Consider the following 8,188-nt stretch of genomic DNA (forward strand, 5'->3'; position numbering starts at 1 on the left):
CACTCCTTCGTTGTGGCGCCGTGACCCGCGGGATTACTGCCCGCTCAGCACCCTTGCCGGATCGATGTTGCTCGCCCGGCGCGCCGGATACCAGCTCGCCAGCAGGCTCAACAGCAACGCCGTCACCAGCACGTACACCACATCCAGCGGATGCAGTTCCGACGGCAGGAAGTCGATAAAGTAGATATCCCCCGACAGGAACTGATGGCCGATAAGTTTCTCAATACCGTTGATAATCGGCGTCAGCTGTAACGAAACAATGACGCCAATTACCGCACCGCAGAGGCTGCCAAACAGCCCCGCCAGCAGACCGTACCAGACGAAAATCGCCCGGATCAAGCCATCTTTCGCCCCCAGCGTACGCAGCACGGCGATATCACCACTCTTATCTTTTACCGCCATTACCAGCGTCGAGACGATGTTGAAGCAGGCGACGCCAATCACCAGCACCATCGCCAGATACATAATCGCGCGGATCATCTGAATATCGCGGTACATGTAGCCATATTTGCCGATCCAGCTTTTGATATAGACATAGCTGTTGGTCACTTCGCCCGCGTCGCGCACCAGCTTTTGGGCGTTAAACACGTCGTTCACTTTAATGGCGATGCCGGTGACGCTGCTGCCCATATCGAGATAGTTCTGCGCATCTGCCAGCGGGATCATCGCGTAGTTGTGATCGAGCTGGCCGCTCAGTTGCAGAATACCGGTGACATGCAGGCGCACGCGTTTTGGCTGCAATAATTTATGCGCGTCATCGGAGTTGGGGATCATGATTGAGACCCAGTCGCCCTGCTTCACTTTCAGGGCGTCTGCCACCCCTTTGCCGAGGATGATCTGCTGGGAGCCGGCGCTAAACCCTTTCCACGCATCGCCCTGCACAAACTTCGGCAGCGCGCTGAGCTGCATCTCCTGCGCCGGATCAACGCCTTTAACCTGAATGGCGCGCAGGTTCGCCCCGCTCTCCACCAGCCCGGTAAAGTTGATATAGGGCGCGGCAGCGGCGATACCCGGCACTTTTTGCACTTTGCCGAGCACCGTTTCCCAGCCGTTCCACGGCTGATTGACCGGCTCGATTTCGCCGTGCGGCACCACCGCCAGAATGCGGTTGTTCAGCTCACGTTCAAAGCCGTTCATTGCGCTCAGGCCAACAATCAGCACGGCCACACCGAGCGCAATGCCGACGGTGGAGATAACCGAGATCAGCGACACCATGCCGCTACGACGACGGCCGCGGCTAAAGCGCAGACCGATTAATAATGACAGCGGGGATGCCATTACTCAGCCCCCATCAGGGTCAGGTCAGTTTTCAGATGGCCGTCGCGCATCTCCAGCTGGCGGTTCATGCGCTTCGCCAGTTGCAGATCGTGGGTTACCACCAGGAAGGCGGTGCCCTGGGTGCGGTTCAGCTCACCGAGCAGTTCAAAGATGCTGTCAGCATTGCGGGCATCAAGGTTACCGGTCGGTTCATCCGCCAGCACCAGACGCGGGTTGTTAACCAGCGCGCGGGCAATGGCGACGCGCTGACGCTCGCCGCCGGAGAGTTCAGACGGGCGATGGCTGGCGCGGTGCTCCAGGCCAACGGCACGCAGCATCTCGCGGGCGCGGGTGTCGATCTCGGCCGGTTTTTTCTTGCCGATCAGCAGCGGCATCGCCACGTTTTCCAGCGCGGTAAAGTCCGGCAGCAGGTGGTGGAACTGGTAGATAAAGCCCAGCTCGCGGTTACGCAGCTCGGCCTTCGCCGTGGAGGAGAGTTTGCTCATCGGGCGGTCGCCAAAAATGACGTCGCCGGAAGTCGGCGTATCCAGCCCGCCAAGCAGGTGCAGGAGCGTACTTTTCCCGGAGCCGGAGCTGCCGACAATCGCCATCAGCTCCCCTTCCGCCATGCTGAAGCTGACATTGTGCAGCACATCGGTCTGCACACTGCCTTCCTGATAGCGTTTGCACAGGTTGTCGCATTGCAACAGGATCTTATTCATAACGTAAAGCCTCAGCGGGTTGAGTGGCGGCAGCGCGCCAGGAAGGGTAAAGCGTCGAAAGTAGCGCAATGGCCATCGCCACCAGCGCAATGCCAACCACCTGCAGCGGATCGATCGCCACCGGCAGCGCCGCGCCGTCGAGCAGCGCGCCGATAATCGGCATTAAATTATTTAACTGGCTGGCCAAAAGCGCCCCCAGCCCGGCACCAAGCAGCGCGCCAATAATCCCGGCGCTGGCGCCCTGCACCATAAACACCGCCATAATCTGGCGCGGCGTTAAGCCCTGGGTTTGCAGAATGGCGACCTCGCCCTGCTTCTCCATCACCATCAGACCAAGCGAGGTGATGATGTTAAAAGCGGCAACGGCAACGATCAGGCTCAGCAGCAGCCCCATCATATTCTTCTCCATGCGCACAGCCTGGAAGAGCTCGCCTTTACGATCGCGCCAGTCATGCCACTGGGTGCCTTCCGGCAACGTTTGCTGGCTGAGCACATCCACTTTCAGGGGCTCATTGAGCCATAAACGCCAGCCGGTGATATTGCCCGCCGGGTAGCGCATCAGGCGCGAGGCGTCGTCGATATTGACCAGCATCTGGTACTCGTCCACTTCGCTGTTAGCAGCGAAAGTGCCCGCCACCGTGAAGAGGCGCTGGCTCGGCAGGCGTCCCATTGGCGTGAACTGGCTGGCAGAGGGGACCATCACGCGGATTTGGTCGCCGCGGGTAACGCCCAGCTGGCTGGCCAACTGTTCGCCGAGAATGATGTTGTATTTACCCGCCTGCAGCTGGTTTTGCTGCACGTTTACCAGAAACGGCGTCAGCGGATCTTTCTGCGCCGGATCGATACCGAGCATCACGCCAACCGCGACGCTGCGCGCGCTTTGCAGCACCACATCGCCAGTAGTCAGCGGCGCAATGCGCGACACGCCCTGCAGCTTAACGCTGCTGGCCGGAAGCTGTTGCGGGTTGAGCGAGCCTTTTTGGGTCGTCAGGGTAGCCTGGGGCATCAGCCCAAGGATGTTGTTTTGCAGTTCGCGCTCGAAGCCGTTCATCACCGATAACACCGTCACCAGCGCCATAACGCCCAGGGTGATGCCAATGGTTGACAGCCAGGAGACAAAGCGGCCAAAGCGGTCCGCCGCGCGTCCACGCATATAGCGTAGACCTATGAAGAGAGTGACAGGCTGATACATGAAATCCGTCTGGTTGCTGTGAGCAGAGTCAGGAGTATATAAGCGAAAGGTGAGAGCGTAAATGCGTGATACCGTAAGAATTCATAGGATTAATGTCAAAAAAAGTCGAAAAATCAAATTGCTACTTTCGCCAGAGCGCGTGTTGTGCGCGAGAAAATGACCGATCAGTCAATTTTTAACCCTCCACTTATTCCGAAAATGAATATATCCAGACTCTTTCCCGTTACATTCAGCGTTTGTATGACCAGGATCGTTTGCCGGGATTATGGCAACAACAGGCACAAAACGAATGAAACAGAAGACATTATGGATAAACCAGATAAAAGGACTTTGCATTTGCCTGGTGGTGATTTACCACTCGGTTATTACCTTTTATCCACACCTCTCGGTCTTCCAGCATCCCTGGTCAGAAACGCTCTCCAAGTGCTGGATCTATTTCAACCTCTATCTCGCGCCGTTCCGCATGCCGGTGTTCTTTTTTATCTCCGGCTTTCTGATCCGCCGCTATATCGATGATGTGCCATGGAAAGACGCCATCGATAAACGGATCTGGAGCATTGTCTATGTGCTGGCGCTGTGGGGCGTATTGCAGTGGGTGGGCCTAAGCCATCTTAACGACTGGCTGGCGCCGGAGCGCGATCTCAGCAACTCGTCAAACGCCGCCTATGCCGACAGCTGGCAAGGATTTTTATACGGCATGCTGACCGCCACTACCAGCCTCTGGTATCTCTACGCATTAGTGGTCTACTTCATGCTGTGTAAACTGCTCAGCCGCTGGAAAGTGCCGATGCTGGCGCTGATGATTGTGGCAAGCCTGGCAATTAACTACCTGCCGCTGCCGTGGTGGGGAATGAACAGCGTCGTGCGCAATATGATCTTCTACAGCCTCGGTGCCTGGTACGGTATGCAGGTGATGGAGTTTGTTAAAACCGTCTCGCTGCGCCGCTACGCCCTGCTGTTTATTGTCGCCGTGGTGGTGGCGTTTGGGCTATGGATGTTCAATATGCCGCTGCCGCTCTGCCTGCTGTCAATTGTCGGCATCATGCGCCTCTTCCAGGAGATGGAGAAACGCTTCCCGCCGAGCGAAAAGAGCTTGCTTAATGTCGTCGGCTCCAATACGCTGGCGATCTACACCACCCACCGCATTCTGGTCGAGGGTTTTAGCCTGGCGCTGATTAAACCGCTTAACGCCGGCGTCTGGCCGCCTGCGGTCGAGCTGGCGGTGCTGATTGCCTATCCGGCGGCGGTGCTGCTGATCTGTACGCTGGTCGGGCTGATGGTGCGTAAACTCTCCTCCGCGCTGTTTGGCGATCTCTTTTTTACCCCGCCAACAAAGCACCTTTCGGCGGCGACAGCACGCTGACAGGGCGATTTCTTGGCTAAACTCACGTAATCACACATAATCCTCGTATTGCGTATCAAGGATATGCCCCCATAACGGGGGTATATCCATAATGAGATCTTCATATCCCCATGCCTGAACAATACCGTTATTCCCTGCCGTCAAAAGCGGGTGACCAGCGCCAGTTTGGCGAGCTTACCGGCGCGGCCTGCGCCACCGAAGTGGCAGAAATCATTGAACGACACGCCGGTCCGGTTGTGCTTATCGCCCCGGATATGCAGAACGCACTGCGTTTACATGATGAGATTAGCCAGTTTACCGACAACCTGGTGATGAACCTCGCGGACTGGGAAACGCTGCCCTACGACAGTTTTTCGCCACACCAGGAGATTGTCTCCTCCCGTCTCTCCACCCTTTACCAGCTGCCTGCGATGCAGCGCGGCGTGCTGATTGTCTCAGTCAATACGCTGATGCAGCGCGTCTGCCCGCACAGCTATCTGCACGGTCACGCGCTGGTGATGAAAAAGGGGCAACGTCTGTCACGGGATCAACTGCGCACGCAGCTCGATAGCGCCGGTTACCGCCATGTCGATCAGGTGATGGAGCACGGCGAATATGCCACTCGCGGCGCGCTGCTCGACCTCTTCCCGATGGGCAGCAGCCAGCCTTACCGCCTCGACTTTTTCGATGATGAGATCGACAGCCTGCGTCTGTTTGATGCCGATACCCAGCGAACCCTTGAAGAGGTGGAGGCGATTAACCTGCTTCCGGCCCATGAGTTTCCGACCGATAAGACCGCCATCGAGCTTTTCCGCAGCCAGTGGCGCGATAAGTTCGAGGTGAAGCGCGACGCGGAGCATATCTATCAGCAGGTGAGCAAAGGCACCCTGCCCGCCGGGATCGAATACTGGCAACCGCTCTTTTTCAGCGAACCGCTGCCGCCGCTGTTCAGCTACTTCCCGGCGAATACGCTGCTGGTGAATACCGGCGATCTGGAAGCCAGCGCCGAGCGTTTCCAGCAGGATGCGCAGGCACGCTATGAGAACCGCGGCGTTGATCCAATGCGTCCGCTGTTACCGCCCGAGGCGCTGTGGCTGCGGGTTGATGCGCTGTTCAGCGAACTGAAAAAATGGCCGCGCATTCAGCTCAAAACCGAGCAGGTGGCGGATAAAGCGGGCCAGATTAACCTCGGTTACCAGAGCCTGCCGGATCTCTCGGTGCAGGCGCAGCAGAAGTCGCCGCTGGATAATCTGCGTAAATTCCTTGAGTCCTTCAGCGGCCCGGTGGTCTTTTCCGTCGAGAGCGAGGGGCGTCGCGAAGCGCTGCTCGAACTGCTGGCACGCATTAAAGTTGCGCCAAAACGCGCTCTGCGTCTGGATGATGCCAGCGCGCCGGGCGCGTGGCTGATGATCGGTGCCGCCGAGCGCGGGTTTATTGATACGCTGCGTAACCGGGCGCTGATTTGCGAAGGCGATCTGTTGGGCGAGCGCGTTGCGCGCCGCCGCCAGGATACGCGCCGCACCATCAACCCCGATACGCTGATTCGCAACCTCGCTGAGCTGCATGACGGCCAGCCGGTGGTGCACTTTGAGCACGGCGTTGGCCGCTATGCCGGGATGACGACGCTGGAAGCGGGCGGCATCACCGCAGAGTACCTGATGCTGACCTATGCCAACGACGCCAAACTCTATGTTCCGGTTTCGTCGCTCCATCTCATCAGCCGCTATGCTGGGGGCGCGGAAGATAACGCCCCGCTGCACAAACTGGGCAGCGATGCCTGGACGCGCGCGCGGCAAAAAGCGGCGGAGAAGGTGCGCGACGTGGCGGCGGAACTGCTGGATATTTACGCCCAGCGCGCGGCGAAGTCGGGCTTCGCGTTTAAACACGATCGCGAACAGTACCAGCTCTTTTGCGACGGTTTCCCCTTCGAAACCACCCCGGATCAGGCCCAGGCCATCAATGCCGTGCTGAGCGATATGTGCCAGCCACTGGCGATGGATCGGCTGGTGTGCGGCGATGTCGGCTTTGGTAAAACCGAAGTGGCGATGCGCGCCGCCTTCCTTGCTATCGAGAACAATAAGCAAGTGGCAGTGCTGGTGCCGACCACCCTGCTCGCCCAGCAGCACTTCGATAATTTCCGCGACCGCTTTGCCAACTGGCCGGTGCGCATCGAGATGCTGTCGCGTTTTCGCAGCGCCAAAGAGCAGGCGCAGATCCTTGAGCAGGCCGCCGAAGGGAAGATCGATATTCTGATCGGCACGCATAAACTGCTGCAAAGCGATGTGAAAATGAAGGATTTGGGGCTGCTGATCGTCGATGAGGAGCACCGGTTCGGCGTGCGGCATAAAGAGCGCATTAAAGCGATGCGCGCCGATGTTGATATCCTGACGCTCACCGCAACGCCGATCCCGCGCACGCTGAATATGGCGATGAGCGGCATGCGCGATCTGTCGATTATTGCCACACCTCCCGCGCGCCGTCTGGCGGTGAAAACCTTTGTTCGCGAATATGACAACCTGGTGGTGCGCGAGGCGATCCTGCGTGAGGTGCTGCGCGGCGGCCAGGTTTACTACCTCTATAACGATGTGGAGAACATCCAGAAAGCGGCCGACCGGCTGGCGGAGCTGGTGCCGGAAGCGCGTATCGCCATCGGCCACGGCCAGATGCGCGAGCGCGAGCTGGAGCGGGTGATGAATGATTTCCACCATCAACGGTTTAACGTGCTGGTCTGCACCACCATTATCGAAACCGGGATCGATATTCCCACCGCCAATACCATCATCATTGAGCGCGCCGACCACTTTGGCCTCGCGCAGCTGCACCAGCTACGCGGTCGCGTTGGGCGTTCGCATCACCAGGCCTATGCCTGGCTGCTGACGCCACATCCGAAGGCGATGACTACCGATGCGCAAAAACGCCTTGAAGCAATTGCCTCGCTGGAGGATCTGGGCGCTGGCTTTGCGCTGGCGACTCACGATCTGGAGATCCGTGGTGCGGGTGAGTTACTCGGTGAGGATCAGAGCGGGCAGATGGAGACCATCGGTTTCTCGCTCTATATGGAGCTACTGGAGAATGCCGTCGATGCGCTGAAAGAGGGTCGCGAGCCGTCGCTGGAGGATCTGACCAGCCAGCAAACGGAGGTGGAGCTGCGCATGCCTGCCCTGCTGCCGGATGATTTTATTCCTGATGTGAATACGCGCCTGTCGTTCTATAAGCGCATCGCCAGCGCGAAAGATGAAAATGCGCTGGAGGAGATCAAGGTGGAGCTGATTGACCGCTTTGGCCTGCTGCCGGATGCGGCGCGTAATCTGCTTGATATCGCCATGTTGCGCCAGCAGGCGCAGAAGCTGGGGATCCGCAAGCTGGAGGGGAATGATAAAGGCGGCCTGATTGAGTTTAACGAGAAGAATCACGTTAACCCGGCGTGGTTGATTGGCTTGTTGCAGAAGCAGCCGCAGCATTTCCGCCTCGATGGCCCGACGCGGCTGAAGTTTTTCCAGGAGTTGAGCGAGCGCAAAACCCGCATGGAGTGGGTGCGCAACTTTATGCAGCAGCTGGCGGAGAACGCCGTCGCCTGACGGCGGGTTAGCGCCTCTGCGCGCCGTTTTGCCGGATGGCGGCGTTGCCTTATCCGGCCTACGGGTTCGTGCCCTTTTGTAGGCCTGATAAGCGCAG

Annotated in this window: 5 protein-coding genes; 2 read left to right on the plus strand and 3 right to left on the minus strand. The window is 58.4% G+C overall.

Annotated elements, in window-relative coordinates; genetic code table 11:
• Positions 1-33: 33 nt before the first annotated feature.
• The 3 genes from lolE to lolC are packed head-to-tail and all read right to left on the minus strand — an operon-like array spanning position 34 to position 3,171.
• On the minus strand, positions 34-1,278 hold the full coding sequence (gene lolE / locus IAE48_RS01830; RefSeq protein ID WP_094420209.1) for a lipoprotein-releasing ABC transporter permease subunit LolE: 1,245 nt from the start codon (positions 1,276-1,278) through the stop codon (positions 34-36).
• Positions 1,278-1,979: a lipoprotein-releasing ABC transporter ATP-binding protein LolD gene (lolD, locus tag IAE48_RS01835; protein WP_200133276.1), complete on the minus strand. Its 702-nt coding sequence runs from the start codon at positions 1,977-1,979 to the stop codon at positions 1,278-1,280. The genes lolE and lolD overlap by 1 nt, the downstream gene beginning before the upstream one ends.
• Entirely contained in the window at positions 1,972-3,171 is a 1,200-nt protein-coding gene (lolC, locus tag IAE48_RS01840) for a lipoprotein-releasing ABC transporter permease subunit LolC (RefSeq protein WP_094420211.1), read from the minus strand. The genes lolD and lolC overlap by 8 nt, the downstream gene beginning before the upstream one ends.
• A gap of 289 nt (positions 3,172-3,460) precedes the next feature.
• Here lolC and IAE48_RS01845 point away from each other — a divergent pair, with 289 nt between their 5' ends.
• The gene (locus tag IAE48_RS01845) at positions 3,461-4,534 is read left to right on the plus strand and encodes an acyltransferase family protein (RefSeq protein ID WP_200133277.1); all 1,074 of its coding nucleotides are present in this window, start codon (positions 3,461-3,463) and stop codon (positions 4,532-4,534) included.
• Between the two features lie 110 nt (positions 4,535-4,644).
• On the plus strand, positions 4,645-8,091 hold the full coding sequence (mfd, locus tag IAE48_RS01850; RefSeq protein WP_124968641.1) for a transcription-repair coupling factor: 3,447 nt from the start codon (positions 4,645-4,647) through the stop codon (positions 8,089-8,091).
• The last annotated feature ends 97 nt before the right edge of the window (positions 8,092-8,188 follow it).

Origin of the sequence: Kosakonia sp. S57 (genome assembly GCF_016516575.1) — a bacterium.
GTDB classification, from domain to species: Bacteria; Pseudomonadota; Gammaproteobacteria; order Enterobacterales; family Enterobacteriaceae; genus Kosakonia; species Kosakonia cowanii.